The organism is Clostridium sp., from assembly GCF_018372875.1.
Taxonomy (GTDB): domain Bacteria; phylum Bacillota; class Clostridia; order Clostridiales; family Clostridiaceae; genus Clostridium.
Genome location: NZ_JAHAIF010000019.1, coordinates 1 through 19,695, shown reverse-complemented (window position 1 = coordinate 19,695; position 19,695 = coordinate 1). Strand labels below are relative to the sequence as shown.

Annotated in this window: 20 protein-coding genes; 12 read left to right on the top strand and 8 right to left on the bottom strand. The window is 30.1% G+C overall.

Going from position 1 to position 19,695, the window contains the following annotated elements; translation table 11 throughout:
• Window positions 1-16 precede the first annotated feature (16 nt).
• Window positions 17-496, top strand: coding sequence for a hypothetical protein (locus tag KIB46_RS08285; RefSeq protein WP_156559777.1), 480 nt, complete (start codon window positions 17-19; stop codon window positions 494-496).
• A gap of 212 nt (window positions 497-708) precedes the next feature.
• Here KIB46_RS08285 and KIB46_RS08280 read toward each other — a convergent pair whose 3' ends face one another.
• Window positions 709-2,358 carry a nucleoside kinase gene (locus KIB46_RS08280; RefSeq protein WP_291671400.1) on the bottom strand — a complete coding sequence of 550 codons (1,650 nt, stop codon included), beginning with the start codon at window positions 2,356-2,358 and terminating at the stop codon, window positions 709-711.
• Window positions 2,359-2,499: 141 nt separating this feature from the next.
• Here KIB46_RS08280 and KIB46_RS08275 point away from each other — a divergent pair, with 141 nt between their 5' ends.
• Window positions 2,500-3,276 (top strand): DUF421 domain-containing protein, encoded by a 777-nt coding sequence (locus tag KIB46_RS08275; protein ID WP_156559783.1) that lies wholly within the window; start codon window positions 2,500-2,502, stop codon window positions 3,274-3,276.
• On the top strand, window positions 3,261-3,641 hold the full coding sequence (locus KIB46_RS08270) for a DUF4363 family protein (protein ID WP_156559786.1): 381 nt from the start codon (window positions 3,261-3,263) through the stop codon (window positions 3,639-3,641). The genes KIB46_RS08275 and KIB46_RS08270 overlap by 16 nt, the downstream gene beginning before the upstream one ends.
• A gap of 43 nt (window positions 3,642-3,684) precedes the next feature.
• On the opposite strand, the gene KIB46_RS08265 is transcribed toward KIB46_RS08270, so the two are convergent.
• The 3 genes from KIB46_RS08265 to KIB46_RS08255 all read right to left on the bottom strand — a co-directional run bounded on the left by KIB46_RS08265 (window position 3,685) and on the right by KIB46_RS08255 (window position 5,106).
• Entirely contained in the window at window positions 3,685-3,996 is a 312-nt protein-coding gene (locus tag KIB46_RS08265; protein WP_156559788.1) for a DUF1540 domain-containing protein, read from the bottom strand.
• Window positions 3,997-4,066: 70 nt separating this feature from the next.
• Complete coding sequence (gene lepB, locus KIB46_RS08260; protein ID WP_156559790.1) at window positions 4,067-4,591, bottom strand: signal peptidase I; 525 nt, start codon at window positions 4,589-4,591, stop codon at window positions 4,067-4,069.
• Between the two features lie 86 nt (window positions 4,592-4,677).
• Window positions 4,678-5,106, bottom strand: coding sequence for a UDP-N-acetylglucosamine pyrophosphorylase (locus KIB46_RS08255; RefSeq protein ID WP_291671399.1), 429 nt, complete (start codon window positions 5,104-5,106; stop codon window positions 4,678-4,680).
• A gap of 253 nt (window positions 5,107-5,359) precedes the next feature.
• Between KIB46_RS08255 and KIB46_RS08250 the strand changes: the two genes are divergently transcribed.
• The 9 genes from KIB46_RS08250 to KIB46_RS08210 all read left to right on the top strand — a co-directional run bounded on the left by KIB46_RS08250 (window position 5,360) and on the right by KIB46_RS08210 (window position 14,900).
• A complete protein-coding gene (locus tag KIB46_RS08250; protein ID WP_156559796.1) occupies window positions 5,360-6,586 on the top strand; it encodes an argininosuccinate synthase in 1,227 nt (408 codons plus the stop codon).
• A complete protein-coding gene (gene argH, locus KIB46_RS08245; protein ID WP_291671398.1) occupies window positions 6,587-7,975 on the top strand; it encodes an argininosuccinate lyase in 1,389 nt (462 codons plus the stop codon).
• Between the two features lies 1 nt (window position 7,976).
• Window positions 7,977-9,011, top strand: a complete 1,035-nt coding sequence (gene argC, locus KIB46_RS08240; RefSeq protein WP_291671397.1) for an N-acetyl-gamma-glutamyl-phosphate reductase — start codon at window positions 7,977-7,979, stop codon at window positions 9,009-9,011.
• Between the two features lie 25 nt (window positions 9,012-9,036).
• Entirely contained in the window at window positions 9,037-10,260 is a 1,224-nt protein-coding gene (gene argJ, locus KIB46_RS08235) for a bifunctional glutamate N-acetyltransferase/amino-acid acetyltransferase ArgJ (protein ID WP_291671396.1), read from the top strand.
• Between the two features lie 20 nt (window positions 10,261-10,280).
• Window positions 10,281-11,135: an acetylglutamate kinase gene (gene argB / locus KIB46_RS08230; RefSeq protein WP_291671395.1), complete on the top strand. Its 855-nt coding sequence runs from the start codon at window positions 10,281-10,283 to the stop codon at window positions 11,133-11,135.
• Between the two features lie 11 nt (window positions 11,136-11,146).
• Window positions 11,147-12,295, top strand: a complete 1,149-nt coding sequence (locus KIB46_RS08225) for an aspartate aminotransferase family protein (RefSeq protein WP_291671394.1) — start codon at window positions 11,147-11,149, stop codon at window positions 12,293-12,295.
• A gap of 52 nt (window positions 12,296-12,347) precedes the next feature.
• On the top strand, window positions 12,348-13,271 hold the full coding sequence (gene argF, locus KIB46_RS08220) for an ornithine carbamoyltransferase (RefSeq protein WP_156559812.1): 924 nt from the start codon (window positions 12,348-12,350) through the stop codon (window positions 13,269-13,271).
• A 161-nt stretch (window positions 13,272-13,432) separates the two neighbouring features.
• A complete protein-coding gene (gene fba, locus KIB46_RS08215; protein WP_291671393.1) occupies window positions 13,433-14,296 on the top strand; it encodes a class II fructose-1,6-bisphosphate aldolase in 864 nt (287 codons plus the stop codon).
• A gap of 130 nt (window positions 14,297-14,426) precedes the next feature.
• Complete coding sequence (locus KIB46_RS08210; protein ID WP_156559818.1) at window positions 14,427-14,900, top strand: DUF2628 domain-containing protein; 474 nt, start codon at window positions 14,427-14,429, stop codon at window positions 14,898-14,900.
• Window positions 14,901-14,945: 45 nt separating this feature from the next.
• Here the strand turns inward: KIB46_RS08210 and KIB46_RS08205 are convergent, their stop codons facing one another.
• The 4 genes from KIB46_RS08205 to KIB46_RS08190 all read right to left on the bottom strand — a co-directional run bounded on the left by KIB46_RS08205 (window position 14,946) and on the right by KIB46_RS08190 (window position 19,369).
• Window positions 14,946-16,307: an MATE family efflux transporter gene (locus tag KIB46_RS08205; protein ID WP_156559821.1), complete on the bottom strand. Its 1,362-nt coding sequence runs from the start codon at window positions 16,305-16,307 to the stop codon at window positions 14,946-14,948.
• A complete protein-coding gene (gene eutH / locus KIB46_RS08200; RefSeq protein WP_291671392.1) occupies window positions 16,304-17,410 on the bottom strand; it encodes an ethanolamine utilization protein EutH in 1,107 nt (368 codons plus the stop codon). Before eutH ends, KIB46_RS08205 begins: the two co-directional genes overlap by 4 nt.
• A 113-nt stretch (window positions 17,411-17,523) precedes the next feature.
• On the bottom strand, window positions 17,524-17,925 hold the full coding sequence (locus KIB46_RS08195) for a carboxypeptidase-like regulatory domain-containing protein (RefSeq protein ID WP_156559827.1): 402 nt from the start codon (window positions 17,923-17,925) through the stop codon (window positions 17,524-17,526).
• A gap of 85 nt (window positions 17,926-18,010) precedes the next feature.
• A complete protein-coding gene (locus KIB46_RS08190; RefSeq protein ID WP_156559829.1) occupies window positions 18,011-19,369 on the bottom strand; it encodes an MATE family efflux transporter in 1,359 nt (452 codons plus the stop codon).
• Window positions 19,370-19,695 lie beyond the last annotated feature (326 nt).

Below are 19,695 nucleotides of genomic sequence, written 5' to 3'. Positions count from 1 at the left end.
AAAGGGATGTTTTTTTATGAACATTATTCTTAATATACTTTTTGGATTTGCAATCTTCCTAGGTATATTATTTGCTTTATATTTCTTATTAAACATATGTGATTTTTATGGAAATCAAAGAGAGTTGCATCTTAAAATATTTTTCAAAGATAAAATGAACTTTTTCTGTGCTGCTTTACTACTTTTATATATGGCTGTAGTTGAAACTACAACTATAGGAATAATTTTATTTTTTGTTTTGCTTTTTGTTTCTTTTATATTTAATCTAGTAATGTTCTCTAGAGACAGTATGGTTTTATTTAATAACAGATTTAAATATGAGAGTATAAGGTGTGTAGCTGTTAAATGGGAGAAAGGTTCTCCCAAAAAAATTATATCCTTTGAATTTAATGATAGAGAAAAAAAGTTATCTTATATTCTTAAAGCAGGAGATGTTGATTACCTAATAGAGAAATTAGAAAATAAAAATGTTACAGTGAAAAAGTTAAGTAGATAATCTAATATTCATACTGAGAAAAGAGAATCCTTTCTAGAGATTCTCTTTTTCATTATTGTGTATTTATATATTTTTATATTTATATAAATATATATTTTTTAGAATTATTATAAGAAAAATTCTTTTCTTAGATTTAAAAATAATATAAATAATACTATTTTTATTATTAAGATGAGACTATTTAAAAATAGAAGTTACTTAGAAACCTCTCTTCAATATTTATAAAAACAACTTCCCCCAATGAATTCTCTTAGGATAGAATTCTCTGGCACATCACTAAATTCAATTTCTTTAAAAAAGTTTAAAAATGATTTTAATCTAACAGCTTCATTATACACCGGACTACCTGGCTTTATTTTTTCTAGTTCTTTTATAGCATATGCTCTTAATACACATAACTCATATACTAATGTTGAATTGAACATTGCATCAGCTTCTTCTTGATATACAAAAATGTTTTTTCTTTCTCCTCTTTTAATTGAAGGCCACATCATTAAAGTTTCTTCTGCTCCATAACCTCTTGATAAATAGTCTCTAACTATTCTTCTAACTTTTCTTACATCTGTTGTTGCAATTCTATTATGATTATCAAGATTTAATTGAGTTAAGGCAGATATATATATTTTATATTTTTTATCATCCTCTATAGCATCTGTTAGTGATGGATTTAATCCATGAATTCCTTCAACAATAATTACACCATTTGCAGGTAATTTTAATTTACGACCACTCCATTCACGATTTCCTGTCTTAAAATTATAACTTGGGATCTCTACTTCCTTACCCTCTAAAAGATATTTTAGATTTTCGTTAAATAATTTTAAATCAATAGCTTCAATTGATTCAAAATCATATTCTCCATTTTCATCCCTTGGAGTATGAACCCTATCTACAAAATAATCATCTAAAGATATTGGTATTGGATTTAATCCATTAACTCTTAGTTGTATTCCAAGTCTATGTGCAAAAGTAGTTTTTCCCGAAGAAGATGGTCCAGCAATTAAAACTACCTTTACATTCTTCTTTGTTGAAATACTATCTGCTAAATAAGCTATTTTCTTTTCATGTAGTGCTTCAGAAACTAAAATTAAATTAGTAAGTCCTTTATTTATAATCTTTTCATTTAGACTTCCAACTTCCCCCACTCCCAGTATATCCAGCCATCTTTCTGTCTCATAAAAAATATTAGCTAATGACTTTTGCTCCTTAAATTCAGGCAATACTGTAATATCCCCTTCTGTAGGATTTCTTAAGACAAATCCATGGGCATATGGAATTAAGTCAAAAGCCTTTATTATTCCAGTTGAATATGACATCTGCCCATAAAAATAATCATATCTTCCATCTAATTCATATAATTTAACCCTCTTTAAATCTACCTGGTTTAATAGTTTAACCTTATCCATCATTCCATAGTCTTCAAATATCTTAATTGCTTCTTCCTTAGATACTTGAATTTTATTTATTGGAATATCTCTCTCAATCAAATCTTCCATATGTTTTTTTATTTTATTTATATCTTCCTTATTCAAAGGTTGAGATTTATAAATTTCACCAAATGTCCCTTTTGAAATAGAATGCTCTATTTTAATAATTGCATCATTAAAAATATCTAGGGTAGCCTTTATAAAAATATATTGAAGAGTTCTTGAGTATATCTTCCATCCTATTTCACTATTAGCATCAATTACCTTTATATCTCCATTAGCTGGTATTTCCATAGCTAATTCATAATAATCTCCATTTAATTCACATAAAACTGCTAAATCATCTACAGCATATTTATCTATAAATTCTTTAAAGGTAATACCCTTTTTCACCTTAATTTCTTTATTTTTAAGAGTAAGATTTAAGTAATCCATATAATTCTCTCCCTTCTTACAAATTCATTTCTTTTACATTAGTATTATTATACACCTATATACATATTGTTTAAAAAACTCATTATTTTCGTGAATATTTAATATTGTTTTTACAAATAGTATGTGCTAGAGGTGTTTATTATGTTCATAGTATTTATAAGAACCGCAATTCTTTATTCACTAGTAGTAATTGTTATGAGGCTTATGGGAAAAAGACAAATTGGAGAACTTCAACCTTATGAATTTGTTATTACTATTATGATTTCAGATTTAGCTGCTCTTCCAATGCAGGATACTAAATTCCCTTTACTTCTTGGAATAATTCCAATAATTACATTACTACTTATGAAAACTTTATTATCTCAACTTCAACTAAAGAGCCAATTGGCTAGAAAGATAATAGATGGAGAACCCACTATACTTATTTATAGAAGTAAAATTAATTTTTATGGTTTGAAAAAGCAACAGATTAACATTGATGAATTGATGGAAGAAATTCGACTAGCAGGTTATTTTGATTTAAGCGAAATTCAGTATGCTATATTAGAAAACAACGGTCAACTTTCAATACTACCTTCTAACTCAAGTAGTTCATCTAGTGGTGGAGGATCTCCAAAAAGTGATAGTGATATTTGTGGATCACTATCTACAAAAAAAGAGAAAAGTAGTTCCTCATCTACTTCTTTATCAAATCAAGAACCAATGTTGCCTAAGATATTAGTTATGGATGGTAAGGTTAATAAAAACGCCCTTACTACATTAGGTAAAGATGAGGAATGGATAAAAAAAGTGCTTAAAAATCATAACATTCACTCCATTAGTGATATTTTACTAGCCCTATATGATACAAAAGGTAAATTTCAATATCAACTATATGATGATTATGAAAAGGAGTGTAGCAAATGCGAAATACAATAATATCTGTTATTGCTTTCTTAGGTTTATTGGGCTTTGTATTTTTTGCTAATAATTCTCTAAATGAATTATGTCATGGTATTATAGAATCTAATGATGAGATAAGAGTCTACATAGAAAGCAAAGACTGGGACAATGCATATCTTACTGCATTAAATGTTATTGACGAAATAGAAGAAAGTAAGAGCATCGCTGCTGTATATGTTAATCATTGCGAGGTAGACGATATTCTAAGTGAAGCTACAAGATTATGTAATTACATAAAATCTGAAAATATGGCAGAAAGCTTAGTGTCAAATGAGATTGTAGAAAAATTAGCTAAAAGCATTATAGATATTAATATTCCTAATATACAAAATATATTTTAATAAAAAAGAAGCTATCTTACAAAATTAGATAGCTTCTTTTTTATTATTCACAATGAAATGTTGCACAAAGTGTTTCTCCAATAGCACTTGCAGAAATTCCAGCTATATCTATATGTTCTGCGTCACACATTCCTTGGCTATTATATACGCAATTCTTAGCTTCACATGCAACCTCTAAATGCATTTCAGGTTCCATTGCATCATTTGTAAAAGCTCCTGATTTTTCTTCAAAGCTTTGGCAACATGTATTAGTAGGTGCTTCAGCTTTATGCCCCCCTACTTCTATGTTATTAAGGCAACAACAATCACTTTTGTTAAAAGCACATGATTCAACACAACAATTTAATTTTGTCATACTATCCCTCCTAATTTTTATTAACAGAAATAGTATTTGTTTACTTGAACTTTATTATTCTTTTTACTACTTATTTAACACTTCCAAAATCTTTAAAAGGATATATTTTTATTTGCATTTTTCCTATAATATCATCCTTATCTATATATGGATAATCCCAAACAGTTGAATCTTTTGAATTGCTTCTATTATCTCCAAGAAAGAAAAATTTATCTTTAGGAACTTCGAAATCTCCTGTATAATCATCTTTATATTCCACATAAGGTTCATCAATTAACTCTCCATTCCTATAAACTTCACCATTCTTTATAGAAATTTTATCTCCACCAACACCTATTACTCTTTTAACCACTGGGTCCTCCTCATCTTCTCTTGAGAAAACAACGATATCTCCATCTTTTATGGTATCAGTATTATACACTCTAGTAACTAATACCCTATCATTCTTATTTAGTGTAGGCATCATAGATCCAGAACTTATTACTGAACAAAATAATAAATATTTAGTTGTAAAAAAACATATTACAATAGCTACAATAATTGGCATAATCCAATCTTTAAAAAAATTACTTTTCTCTTTTACCTTCTCACTCATAATCACTACTCCTCTTTTTAATATTTTACCACTTACTAAATTAAATAAAAAGGTATGATGCAATCTTTACCATCATACCTTTTCCCTTATAAAACAGATTTAATTATTTCATCAATACTTTCTACTCTATCCTTAATAGTAAATATAATATCTTCATCGATTCTAAGCTTAGTTTCATTTTCATTAACTTTAATTTGATCTAATGTTAATGAATTTGTAGATATCTCTTTATATCTAGTTGACGCTACATCTACATTAAACTTTTTATTCTTAGCTCCTGTTAATTTAACTAAGCTTCCAGAATTCTCCCCATAACTTACTCTTATTTCTAAAATATTTATATTCTTTCCATGGCATCCTCCACCTATACAAGGTAACACTTCCATCTTAGCCGCACCCATTATAGTCATCCATCCACCACTTAGTTCTTTTTTTATCATAATTGATAAATCATATTTATCTTCTATCTTTTTTAATGCTTTACCTAATTCATATATTGTTAATTCATGTTTCATTATTCATACCTTCCTTATAGTAACTTTTATTTAATTATATTATACATTCCTATTTTATATTTTAAAGACTTATTTAAATACTATTTGTGTAAACATTTACTTTGATTTTATGCACTCCTTTTTATTATTTATGCATAAAAATGAATAATTTTAATATTTTTTGAATAAATATTGCATAATTATATATATAAGTGTATAATTATAAACACTTAGTAAAAATAGAAATCATTGTAAATTAAGGGGGCTTTTATTTATGAAAAAAACATTTAACAAGGTTGTACTAGCTTATTCAGGAGGACTAGACACTTCAATAATTATTCCATGGTTGAAAGAAACATATGGATGTGAAGTTATAGCAGTTGTAGGAAATGTGGGGCAAAAATCAGAATTAGAAGGCTTAGAAGAAAAGGCACTTAAAACAGGTGCTTCAAAAATATATATAGAAGATTTAACAGAGGAATTCGTAAATGATTATATATTCCCAACAATAAAGGCTGGGGCAGTTTATGAAGGAAAATATCTACTTGGTACTTCTTTTGCAAGACCTCTAATAGGTAAAAGACTAGTTGAAATAGCAAAAGCTGAGGGGGCAGATGCTATATGTCATGGTTGTACTGGAAAGGGTAATGACCAAGTTAGATTCGAACTTGCTGTTAAAGCCTTTGCACCAGAAATGCCAATAATAGCTCCTTGGAGAATATGGGATATAAAATCTAGAGAAGAAGAAATTGAATATGCTCTAAAAAGAGAAATTCCTATAAAAATCACTTATGAAACTAATTATAGTAAAGATATGAACTTATGGCATTTAAGCCATGAGGGCCTTGATCTTGAAGATCCAGCTAATGAACCAAATTACGAAGAAATTCTTGAATTATCCAAAACACTTGAACAAGCACCTGATACTCCAACTTATATAACTCTTACATTTGAAAAAGGCGTTGCAGTTGCATTAAATGGAAAAAAAGTTAGTGGTGTTAAATTAATTGAAGAATTAAATAAAATTGGTGGAGAAAATGCTATTGGTATCACTGATATGGTGGAAAACAGACTTGTTGGTATGAAATCAAGAGGTGTTTATGAAACTCCAGGTGGATCTATTTTATATAAAGCCCATAAGGATTTAGAGGAATTATGTTTAGATAAAGAAACTTCTCATTATAAAGAACAAATTGCTTTAAAGTTTGCAGATATAGTTTATAACGGACAATGGTTTACTCCACTAAGGGAAGCACTTTCTGCTTTTGTAGATAAAACCCAAGAAACAGTAACTGGTGAAGTAAAACTTAAACTATATAAAGGTAATATAGTTAATGCAGGTATGACATCTCCTTATTCATTATATAGCGAAGAATATGCAACATTTGGTGAGGATGCAGTTTATGATCAAAAAGACTCTGCTGGATTTATTAATTTATTTGGTCTTCCAATTACAGTACAAGCTAAAATGGCTGCAAAAATAAAAAGTGAGGAGAAATAAATGAAACTTTGGGGTGGAAGGTTCAAAAAAGGAACTGATGCTTTAGTAAATGATTTTAATTCTTCAATAAATGTTGACTCTAGAATGTACAAAGAAGACATAGAAGGAAGCCTTGCTCACGTAAAAATGTTAGGAAAACAAGGAATCATACCAAATAAATCAAGTATTAAAATTGAAGATGGATTAAATGAAATATTAAAAAGATTGGATAACGGAGTTATTGAAGTTGATCCTACTTCTGAAGATATCCACAGTTTTGTTGAAGGAACACTGACCTATTATATAGGAGCTTGTGGAAAAATGCTTCACACTGGCAGAAGTAGAAATGACCAAGTAACCCTAGATTTAAGATTATATTTAAAGAAAGCTTTAGATAATATAGTTTCTTGTGTTATTGAACTTGAAGAAGTTATTTATAAAAAAGCTTCAGAAAATATAGAAACTATAATGCCAGGATATACTCACATGCAAAAAGCTCAGCCAATAACTCTTGCCCATCACCTACTAGCTTATGGTGAAATGTTAAGGCGCGATATTGGTAGACTTAAAGATGCTTATAAAAGAACTGATCAAATGCCATTAGGTTCTGGTGCATTAGCTACATCTACTTATCCAATAGATAGAGAATTTGTAGCTAAGGAACTTGGATTTTCAGATGTAACATGGAACAGCTTAGATTCTGTGTCCGATAGAGATTATGTAATAGAAACTTTATCTGCTCTTTCAATTATAATGATGCACCTTTCAAGATTTTCTGAAGAAATAATTCTTTGGTGCACAAATGAATTTAATTTTATAGAGCTTGATGATGGCTACTCTACTGGTAGTTCAATTATGCCACAAAAGAAAAATCCAGATGTTGCTGAATTAGTTCGTGGTAAGACTGGAAGAGTTTATGGGGACTTAATTACATTATTAACAGTAATGAAAGGTATTCCTCTTGCATACAACAAGGATATGCAAGAGGATAAAGAAGCTTTATTTGATGCTTTAGATACAGTTACTCTTTCTCTTAAAACTTTTACTGGAATGTTAGATACTATGAAGGTTAAGAAGGAAGTAATGAGAAAAGGTGCTGCAGGTGGATTCACGAATGCAACAGATGTTGCTGATTACCTTGTAAAGCATGGAATAGCTTTTAGAAATGCTCATGAAATAGTGGGTGAAATAGTAATTTACTGTATAAATAAAAACAAAGCAATTGATGAACTATCATTGAATGAACTAAAAAGCTTCTCTCCTATCTTTGAAGAGGACATATATAATGCCATTGATTTGCTAACTTGTGTAGAAGAAAGACAAGTAATTGGGGGACCTTCTACTAAGTCAATAAAAATTCAATTAGACAGACTCGCTAAGTTCATCAAGGAAATAAAAGGGGGACTTTAAAATGATAAAGGTAGGAATAATAGGTGCTACAGGATATGTAGGTGCAGAGCTTATGAGAATTTTGTTAACCCATAAGAAAATTGAAATTTCAGCTATTAGTTCAGTTTCTTTTGAAGGACAAGAATTTGAGTCCATATACAAAAACTTTTTCAATCACACTTCACTAGTATGCGGTTCAATGGATGAAGTTATAGCTAAAGCTGATGTGATTTTTACTGCTTTACCTCATGGTCTTAGTGAAGGTATTGCAGCAAAATGTATAGATAGTAATAAGATTTGTATAGATCTTGGGGCAGATTTTAGACTTTCTAATGAAGAAGATTATAAGTTCTGGTATGAAAGAAGTTTTTCACATCCAAAATTACATAAAAAAAGTGTATATGGATTACCTGAATTAAATAAGGAAAAAATAAAAAACTCAAGTCTTATAGCTAATCCTGGATGCTATCCTACTTCAATAGAACTAGGACTTATGCCTCTTCTATTGAATTCACTCATTGAAACAAAAGGAATAATATGTGATTCCAAATCAGGAGCTACAGGGGCTGGCCGTGGATTAACACTATCTAGCCACTTTCCAGAATTAAATGATAACTTTGCTCCATACAAAGTTGGCGCACATAGGCATACCCCTGAAATAGAAGAAACTCTTGGGGTCATGGCTAAGGAGAAGGTTTCTATAACCTTTACTCCTCACCTACTTCCTATTAATAGGGGCATAATATCAACAATTTATTGCACTCCAAAAGGAAATATTAATTTAGAAGAAACGCATAAACTATATGAAAGTTTCTACTTAGATAAACCTTTTGTAAATGTGCTTCCTCTTGGAGAAATAGCTTGTACCAAAAATGTACGTTTCTCTAATCATTGTAATATATCACTTCATCTAAACCATCGTAAAGATCAACTAATTGTTGTAAGTGCTATTGATAATATGGTTAAAGGTGCTGCAGGACAAGCTATACAAAATATGAATATAATTTTAGGCTTTGATGAAACAGAAGGGTTAAACTTCATTTCACCAGCCTTTTAAAAATTTATGATTGGGGGCTATTATAATGAATTTTAAAATAATAAATGGCAGTGTTACAGCTCCAAAAGGTTTTTTAGCTGCTGGTATACATTGTGGTATAAAGAAAAATTCTTTAAAAAAAGATTTAGCATTAATCTACTCAGAAGTTCCTAGTATAGGTGCTGGTGTATATACTAAAAACAAGGTAAAAGGGGCTCCAATATATATCACAAAGGAACATCTTTCTAACAAAAAAGCTAGAGCTATAATTTGCAACAGTGGTAATGCTAACACCTGTAATGGACAAGATGGCTTATTAAAAGCTAAAAAAATGGCTCAATTACAAGCAAAAGCATTAAATATTAAAACTGATGAAGTATTAGTAGCTTCTACTGGAGTTATTGGTGTTCCATTAAATATTGATGCAATAAAGAGTGGAATTCCACTACTTACAAAAAAATTATCTATAGAAGGATCTGAAGATGCAACTGAAGCCATAATGACAACAGATACTACCTTAAAACAAATTGCATTAGAATTTGAAATAGCTGGTAAAACTGTAATAATTGGAGCTACATGTAAGGGTTCTGGAATGATTGAGCCTAATATGGGTACTATGCTTTCATTTATTACAACTGATGTTTCAATATCACCAGAATTATTGGATGAAGCCTTAAAATCTAGTGTAAATATAAGTTATAACAGAGTAAGTGTTGATGGAGATACAAGCACTAATGATATGGTATTAATAATAGCAAATGGATTAGCTGAAAATCCAATAATCTCTAAAAAGGGTGAGGATTATTATAAATTTATTGAAGCACTTAACTACTTAAATGTAGTATTAGCCAAAAAAATTGCAAGGGACGGAGAGGGTGCCACGAAACTTATAGAATGTAAAGTATCTGGTGCTACTTCCGAATCTAATGCTATAAAATTAGCTAAAAGTGTTATTAAATCAAGCCTTGTAAAAACTGCTTTATTTGGATCAGATGCTAACTGGGGTAGAATTTTATGTGCTCTAGGATATTCTGATGTTGATTTTGATCCATATAAGGTAGATGTTTATTTTACAAGTTCATCTGGCTCAATTAAGGTATGTGGACAGGGATCCTCCATTGAGTTTGATGAAAATAAAGCAAAAAATATCTTATTACAAGATGAAATACTGATTGAAGTAAATCTTAATATAGGAGATATATCCGCTTCTGCTTATGGATGTGATTTAACTTATGACTATGTAAAAATAAATGGAGATTACAGAAGCTAATTATTAGGAGGAATAAAAAAATGGATCTTAATGAACGTGCTGAAATATTGGTTCAATCACTACCTTACATCCAACACTACAATGGAAAAATAATTGTAGTTAAATATGGCGGTAATGCAATGATTAGCGACGAACTAAGGGAAACAGTAATTAATGATATTGTTCTAATGAAATGTATAGGCTTTAAGCCTATAGTTGTACATGGTGGTGGTCCGTATATTTCATCATTTCTAGATAGACTAGGAGAAAAAAGCGAATTTATTAATGGATTACGTTATACAGACAAAAAAACTATGGAAGTAGTTCAGATGGTATTAGGTGGTAAGGTAAATAAAGACCTTGTTACTCTTATTGAAAAATCTGGTGGAAAAGCAATAGGCCTATGTGGACTTGATGGTTCTCTACTAAAAGCTAAAAAACTAGAAAATGAAATTGATTTAGGTTATGTAGGAGAAGTTACTTCAGTAAATACAGAAGCTATTACAATGGCTCTTGATTCTGGTTACATTCCAGTTATAGGCAGCATGGCTATTGGGGAAGATGGTAATGACTTATATAACATTAATGCTGATACATGTGCTGCAAAAATTGCATCAGCTTTAAAGGCAGAAAAACTAATATTATTAACTGATGTTGCTGGAGTTCTTAAGGATCCTAAAGATCCAAATTCTCTACTTTCTGTTCTAAGATTACATGAAATACCCAAACTTACTCTTCAAGGAGTTATAAAGGGAGGTATGATACCAAAAATTCAATGTTGTGTTGAATCTGTTCGTATGGGTGTGGAAAGAGCACATATAATTGATGGCAGAGTTCCTCATTCACTACTCCTTGAACTTTTCTCTAATGATGGTATAGGAACTATGATTTATTAGGAGGTATAAATATGGAACATTCTCTTATGAATACCTACTCTCCCCTATCTCCAGTTTTGGAAAAAGGAGAAGGTGTTTATCTTTACGATACAAATGGAAAAAAGTATCTAGACTTAACTAGTGGAATTGGTGTAAATTCTCTAGGCTATAATAACCCCAATTGGACAAGCGCTATAGAAAAACAAATTCATAATCTACAACACTGTTCAAATATTTTCTTAAATCCTACTACTATAGAACTTAGTAATAAGCTTACAAAACTATCTTCTATGTCAAAAGTATTCTTTGCTAATTCAGGAGCAGAGGCTAATGAAGGAGCTATAAAACTGGCAAGAAAATATAGTTTTGACAAATATGGCGAAGGAAGAAATAAAATCTTAACCTTAAAGCAATCTTTTCACGGAAGGACTATAACTACATTAAAAGCAACTGGCCAAGAAAAATTTCATAAGTACTTCTTCCCTTTCCCAGAAGGCTTTGATTATGTAGAAGCTAATAATATAGAAGATTTTAAATCTAAATTATCTAATGATGTATGTGCAATTATTATGGAATCAATTCAAGGCGAAGGTGGAGTCCACCCTCTTACTAAAGAATTTGTTCAAACAGTAACATCGTTATGTGAGGAAAAAGATGTATTAGTAATATTTGATGAGGTGCAATGTGGCATTGCTAGGACTGGAAAGTTATTTGGTTATAATCATTTTGATGTTAATCCAGATATAGTAACCCTTGCTAAAGGGCTTGGTGCTGGGTTACCTATAGGTGCAATATTGTGTAACAAAAAAACTTCATTAGTATTTAATCCTGGAGACCATGGTTCAACTTTTGGAGGAAATCCAGTTTCTTGTGCTGGTGCAATTGTTGTTCTTGATGAAATATGTAATAACGAGACATATGCATCTGTTGAAAAAAAAGGAAAATTAGTTAAAACACTATTAAATAATTCTTCATCATCTAAGATTAAAGAAATAAGGGGCAAAGGTTTAATCTTAGGAATAGAAATTGAAGGAAGTTCTTCTGAAGTTCAAAAGAAAGCTGTGGAAAAAGGATTGTTAATACTTACAGCTGGACCTAATGTAATCAGATTACTTCCTCCACTTATAATTGATGAAGATGAACTAAGTGATGGAATTAATACTTTAATTAGCTGCCTATAAACTTATTCAACGGGGATTTAATCCCCGTTATTTATTAAAAAGGAGGATTTATATGAAAAAGCATTTATTAAAAATGGATGATCTATCAAAAGAAGAGATTTTAGATATATTAAACCTTGCAGATCAATTAAAATATGAATTTAAACATGCCATTCCACATGAACACTTAAAAGGAAAAAGCTTAGGCATGATTTTTGAAAAAAGTTCAACAAGAACAAGGGTATCTTTTGAAGCTGGTATGTATCAACTTGGAGGTAATGCTTTATTTTTAAGCAGCAGAGATTTACAAATTGGTCGTGGAGAACCAATTAAAGATACCGCTAGAGTCATATCTAGATTTCTTCAAGGAATCATGATTAGGACTTTCTCTCAGGAGGAAGTAGAAACTTTAGCAAAGTATTCTTCTATTCCTATAATAAATGGATTAACGGACTCTGAACATCCTTGTCAAGTTCTTGCTGACTTAATGACAATTAGAGAATATAAAAACACTCTTGAAGGATTAAATGTAGCTTATATAGGTGATGGAAACAACATGGCAAATTCTTTAATAGTAGGATGTCTAAAAACTGGTATGAATTTTTCTTTAGCTTCACCTAAGGAATACATGCCTGATGAAAATTACCTAATTAGAGGAAAAGAGTTATCTAAACTAGAAGGTACAAATTTCACTATAACCCACTCTCCTTCTGAAGCTATAAAAAATGCTGATGTTGTCATTACTGATGTTTGGGCCAGTATGGGGCATGAAACTGAAGCAAAAAATAGAATTAAGGCATTTAAAAATTACCAAGTTAATAGTAAACTTATGAATCTAGCAAAACCTAATGCTATTGTTTTACACTGCTTACCAGCTCATAGAGAAGAAGAAATTACTGATGAGGTATTAGAAGCTCATGCTTCAGAAATATTTGATGAATCTGAAAATAGAATGCATGCACAAAAAGCAGTACTTGTTAAATTAATGAAAAGTTAATACTATACGCCCTAAATTTACACTTATAACATAAATTTTTATGATAAATTGTTTCCTTTTTGACAAATAAAAGTTATAATAACCCTTAGTAGGGTAAAATATATTTGTATATTTATTACTCAAAATTCAAAAAAATTTACAAAATATTTGGAGGTCACATTATGTTAGTTTCAGCTAAAGAAATGTTAAATAAGGCTAGAGACGGTAAATACGCTGTTGGTCAATTTAACATCAATAACTTAGAATGGACAAAAGCTATTCTATTAACTGCACAAGAAAACAACTCACCTGTAATCTTAGGTGTTTCTGAAGGTGCTGGTAAATATATGGGTGGATACGATGCAATCGTTGGTATGGTTAACGGTTTAATCAAAGGTTTAAACATAACTGTTCCTGTTGCATTACACTTAGACCACGGTAGCTTTGAAGGTGCTTATAAGTGCATCGAAGCTGGATTCTCTTCAGTAATGTTCGATGGTTCTCACTATGCAATTGAAGAAAACATAGAAAAGTCTACTAAATTAATAGCAGACGCTAATGCTAAGGGAATTTCTGTAGAATGTGAAGTTGGATCAATTGGTGGAGAAGAAGACGGTGTTGTAGGTGCTGGTGAAATCGCTGACCCTGCAGAATGTAAGCAAATAGCTGATTTAGGAACTACTATGTTAGCTGCTGGTATTGGTAACATCCACGGAAAATATCCTGAAAACTGGGCTGGATTAGATTTTGATGCTCTAGCTAGAATTAAGGAAGCTGTTGGAGATATGCCATTAGTTCTTCACGGTGGTACTGGTATCCCTGAAGATATGATAAAGAAAGCTATATCATTAGGAGTTGCTAAGATCAACGTTAACACTGAATGTCAATTAGCTTTCGCAGAAGCTACAAGAAAATATATCGAAGCTGGTAAGGACTTAGAAGGTAAGGGATTTGACCCAAGAAAACTTCTTGCACCAGGATTCGAAGCTATAAAGGCTACTGTTAAAGAAAAGATGGAACTTTTCGGTTCAGTAAACCAAGCTTAATATTTCAAGAAACTCAAAGTATTCCTTTGAGTTTCTTTTTATTTCCACATGAATAATCATTCACAAACATTGACCTATTAATATACATTACGTATAATCATAATTATACTAAACATTAGGAGGAATACTTATGAAGATCTTTAAAAGAAATGATTCTATAACTAGAAACCAATTAGAAGCATATATAGGTAGTAATGCTTATTCACCTTTTTACAGCAAAACACTAGACAGGTTTATAAATAATCCTTCATCAGTGAATTGGAATTGGCCATGCTTTTTCCTTAATATGTATTGGCTAATGTTTAGAAAATCTATCATTCCTGCTCTAGCTATTTTTATTGCTAATTTGGCATTAATTTTAATTATTCCTGTTCCATTTAGTGGTGTATTATCAACTGCTCTATTAATTTTCTTAGGTTTTTTTGGGACAAATATATATCTACTTAATGCAGAGAAGGAAATCTCTAAAATTATTGCTAATAACCCATCAAAATCAGAAGATGAAATATTAGACTTAATATCAAAAGCTGGCGGAAGTGATATAAGATATGCTATCATATTCTACATATTACAATTCTGCTTATATGAATTTATGCTTAAATAAAAATAAAAGAGAAAGTATCATTAATTTTGATACTTTCCCTTATTATTATAGTACTTTTGCTTCAAGTTTATTTTGTCTTCCAAACTTATAATAGTATGATGATATCATTAATATTCCTTTTATTACAGAAGATATTGTTATACTCCACCAAACTCCATTAACCCCTATGCCCAAAGTAGATGCTAAAAATATGGCCATTGGTATTCTAATACCTGAAAATACTATACTAACAAATGATGGCAAAATAGTTTCTCCTAATCCTCTAAAAGCACCTGCAGTAGTTATTTCTATACACATAAATATTTGAGAATAACCAAGTATTCTTAAGTATTCTATACCACCTATAATTGCCTCTTCTTCTGGTATAAATAAACTAAATACAGTTCTACCAAAGCATATTAATATTATGGATGCTATAAGTCCAACAAATATAGAAACTCCTAATGTTGATTTAAATCCCTTTTTTATTCTTTCAGGCTTTTTTGCACCATAATTTTGTCCAATAAATGTTGTAAGCGCAGTTGCAAATCCACCAGCAGTCATCCAAGATATAGCCTCTATCTGAGAACCAACTTTTTGAACTGCTATAGCTGTTGCTCCCCACTGTGCAATTATTCTACCAATAACCATAGAGAAAATTGTGAATAATCCATTTTCTAAGCAAGCAGGCATCCCCAATTTAGTTATATTTAACATCACTTTTTTATCTAAGTACTTAATTGCTTTTCTTCCTGTTACATAATGATTTTTCATATAAGCTAGTATAAATATTAATGTTACTACAACTTGTGCACACACTGTTGCTAATGCAGCCCCTACAACTCCTAATGGAGGAATGAATCCTACACCAAATATTAATAATGGATCAAATACCATGTTAAATATTAATCCTATAGTATTAATAATAAATGGTGTTTTACTATTACCTGATGCAGTAAATATGCTTGTAAAAATAGGATTAATAAAAGTAAATACAGTACCTAAAATAACTATTATTAAATACTCGTGAGCCATTCTAATTACTTCACTATCCCCTAAATTAAAGAAGTTAACAAGGGATGTTCTAAACACTAAAATTATTAATGTATATATAATTGCAAGAGCTATATTAATAAATATACTATTTGCTATGTATTTATCTCTTTCTTCGTTATCTCTCTTACCTATGGCTTGAGATACTCCAACTTCAACACCTACTTTTGATATGTAAACTAAGGCCATACCAAGCCATGGGAAAAATCCTGCTGTACCTACTGCTGCAACTGCAGAACTTCCTACTCTACCTATCCAAATCATATCTGTCATGTTATATGCCATTTGAATAAATGAAGTTCCCAAAATAGGTAAAGATAACTTAATTAATGGTTCTAATATTTTTCCTGATACTAAATCAACTTGTTTCTTCATGATGCCTCCTCAGTATTTATAATTTTTCTATTTTTATCTTCTCTTCTCAAAATAAACAATGCAAATATAATTGCTAATATTCCTGATAATATCTTTACAAAAATATATAATATCATATATTCCTTTTCTACACTTGCTACATAACCTAACTGTCCACCAAGAACATAAGCCCCTGACACTGAAAATGCAGAACATATAACTCTTCCCTTTTCATCTAACTTATGAAAATTATCAAAAACAATTATTGCAGATGCAAATGAACCAATAAAAGCAGAGATTGTATCACCATTTACACCAAATATTTTCTCTAGCTTATTAAACTGCTTATCAAATACTTTTTTAATAAATTTAAGCATTACATATGCTCCACCAAGAAAAATAGATATTTTTCCTACTATGTAAAGAGTATCTTGTAATGGCATTATATTTTCTATTATCTTTATTCCTATTATTGAAGATATCCCTTGTATTACTAATCCTAATATGCTTATACATACTATAACTTTGCCAATAAAATTAAATATAAATATACATATTTTGGGCTTAAACATAATTCCTATAGAAAGAATTACAGATAAAAGTATTATAGGAAAAAGATTTATAAATAAGCTTTTTAAATCTATTTTTAATGCTAGTCCACCTATAAATAACCCCATAGGTACTGTTATTATTCCACATAAAAATCCTTTTGTAAGAGAATCCATATACTTTTCTTTCACTAAACCTAATGCTAAAGGTAATGTAAAACTTAAAGTGCATCCTAAAATTGATGACATTAATATACCTGAAAAAATAACAAATTCACTTGAATTTGCGATACTAGAAGCAATATTATACCCTCCCATATCGATTGCAATAAAGCTTGAAGAAAATATAGATGGGTCTATATCAAAATTCTTTGCAATTGGACTTATAACTATTTCTATTATAGATGATAGTAATGGTGTTATTGATAGTATTCCAACCATAGATATAGCTAAAGGACCCATAGTTTTTATACCACTTTCAAATTCTTCTCCAATAAAAAACTTATTTCCTATCAAATAATCTATAGCTCCCAATATAAAAAATAAAGTTATAATATAAAGTACTATATTCTCCATTCTTTTCTCCCACTATACAAACTCTTAAATATTTTAACCTTATTAGTATATAATATCTATAAAAGAATAAAAAGCCCTTAAAAAGGGCTTTTTGTAAATTACTTTAGTTATTTCTAGCAACCGCAGCCATTATTGTCTGAATTACCTCTGCATCCACAACCACTTGTTGGATTAACACCAATGCATTTACCATCGTAGCAAGAAACATCTAGTGGCATATACTTAACTTGGATATTATCTTTATAAACCTTTAGCATATATTTTCTATTTGGGCATAAAGGTCCTAGTAAGAATTGTCCATATTGGTCTGTAAATGTGTGAGTCAATGGACATGGCAATTTACAACCATCTACTACTTGAAGTAGTTTAACAACAGCATCTGCTACTGGGCATCCATTAGCATCTAAAACTGTACCATGAATAACTGATCTCTTCTCAACTGGTAATTTAATAACAGCCTCTATTTGTTGATTTTCTCTTGGACATACTGAACATACAGCACATTTTCCGCTCATAACTTTTACCTCCGTAGTTGTTCTTTATACTTATAAAATATGTTTGAGAAAAAGAAATGTGCTATTATTCTGTCAAAATTTATCATTATTGCTCTACTAAGTTATTAATCCACTTTTTAGATTTAAATCTTCTTAGGCAAAATACCCCTTTTACAATCTCTTCTAAAGTACATAAAGCATAAACTTGATATACAGGTAACTTAAGTATAAAGGCACCTATAAAGGCTACAGGAACTCCTATAAACCACATTGTTGATGCTTCAATAGCTAATGATACCTTAGCATCTCCTCCACCTCTTAAAACACCAACAATTATTATAATGTTATAAACTCTAATTACCATTATAAATGCTATTACATATAAAATATTTCTTGCCCATATCCTTACTTGCTCAGATACATCATATAAAGTTACTATTTGGTTAGATAATAATATTAGTCCTAAAGATAATATTACTCCTACTATACACCCTAGTGCCACGCACTTCTTACCATATTTATATCCCTTATCTTTATCTCCCCTACCAATTTCATTTCCAACTATAACAAGGGATGCTGATCCTATTCCAAAAATGATTACCATAAACAGGTTATATACTGTAGTTGCAATCTGAACAGAGGCTATAGCTTGGGTTCCTATTCTTCCATAAATAACATTATACATTACTGATCCTAGTCCCCAGCACCCTTCATTTAATAAAACAGGAATCATAGTTATAAATATCATTTTTACAAAATCTCTTGAAAATGAAAATAACTCTTTTATCTTACCAGCCAATACACTCTTAGAGATATAAATATATGCAATCAATATAGTAGTTTCTAATACTCTTGCTATTAATGTTGCTATAGCAGCTCCTTTTACTCCCATTGCAGGAGATCCTAAATTTCCAAATATAAATACCCAGTTTAAAAATGTATTAGTTATCAATGCTACTGCACTTACTAACATTGGAATAGATGTTTTTTCAATACACCTTAATGCAGTTGCAAAGTTAAATGTTAATGCAGTAAATACATAGCTTAAACATACAACTGCTAGATATTCTGAACCTAAACGTATAACATCTGTACTTTTATTAAATATTGAAACAATAAAACTAGGCGATATTAGTGCAACTACTGTAAATATTAATCCTATAATTACTGCTAATAAACTTCCTAAACCTACTACTTTCTTTATGCTTGCTATATCCTTTCTTCCCCAATACTGCGAAGTATAAACGGCCATCCCACTAAACATTCCCATAATTAAAATATTAAATAAGAAAAAATACTGATTTCCTATTCCTACTGAAGCTATTTCAACCTCACCTAATTTTCCAATCATAATTGTGTCCACTATATTTAATGATGAGGTAATAAAGTTTTGAATTATAATTGGTAATGCTATTACAAATATTTTTTTATAAAATGTTTTGTCTCTTTCTAAAATTACTTTCATATGTCCCCCTTAATAATAAAAATGAAGCAATCACCTTAGAAGAGTTAAAGTGGTTGCTTCTCACTATTTATTGATTAATTATCTTTAGATATTCTATCAAGGAAAATTTTTAATGTCAATTATTAGCATTGAAAAATGTACGGTTAATATTTATTTTGCTTGTTCCGTGACTATGCTTCAAGTGGCAACAAAACAAATATCCACCTCACTCATACTAAATGTAAGAAAAAAAGGGGCTGTATCAAAATAAATTTGATACAATCCGATAAAAAGAAAGAAGAGAATTCATGAATTTGAATTCTCTTCTTTTCGTATAATATTAATAT